This is a genomic window from Aliiglaciecola aliphaticivorans (assembly GCF_054782055.1).
Map to the genome: position 1 here is coordinate 1 of NZ_BAAGTF010000088.1, position 874 is coordinate 874.

Here is an 874-nt window from a genome sequence, read left to right on the forward strand (position 1 = left end):
ATAATGTAGTGGAATGAGTTGGAAAGCTCAACGGTACAGGGTGATAGTCCCGTACACTAAGCGTTATTTTTGCCATATTAAGTAGGTCGGGACACGTGTTATCTTGACTGAAGATGGGGGGACCATCCTCCAAGGCTAAATACTCCTAACTGACCGATAGTGAACTAGTACCGTGAGGGAAAGGCGAAAAGAACCCCTGTGAGGGGAGTGAAATAGAACCTGAAACCGTATACGTACAAGCAGTGGGAGCAGACTTGTTCTGTGACTGCGTACCTTTTGTATAATGGGTCAGCGACTTATATTTTGTAGCAAGGTTAACCGCATAGGGAAGCCGTAGTGAAAGCGAGGGTTAACTGCCCGTTTAGTTGCAAGGTATAGACCCGAAACCCGGTGATCTAGCCATGGGCAGGTTGAAGGTTGAGTAACATCAACTGGAGGACCGAACCCACTGACGTTGAAAAGTCAGGGGATGACCTGTGGCTGGGGGTGAAAGGCCAATCAAACCGGGAGATAGCTGGTTCTCCCCGAAAGCTATTTAGGTAGCGCCTCGGACGAACACCATTGGGGGTAGAGCACTGTTAAGGCTAGGGGGTCATCCCGACTTACCAACCCTTTGCAAACTCCGAATACCAATGAGTGCTATCCGGGAGACACACGGCGGGTGCTAACGTCCGTCGTGAAGAGGGAAACAACCCAGACCGCCAGCTAAGGTCCCAAAATATTGCTAAGTGGGAAACGATGTGGGAAGGCTAAGACAGCTAGGAGGTTGGCTTAGAAGCAGCCACCCTTTAAAGAAAGCGTAATAGCTCACTAGTCGAGTCGGCCTGCGCGGAAGATGTAACGGGGCTAAGCAATATACCGAAGCTGCGGATGT

1 rRNA gene is annotated in these 874 nt (G+C 50.2%); it reads left to right on the forward strand.

Features of this window, described 5'->3' with window-relative positions:
* A 23S ribosomal RNA gene (locus ACYVIL_RS20560) occupies positions 1-874 on the forward strand; the annotation flags it as partial.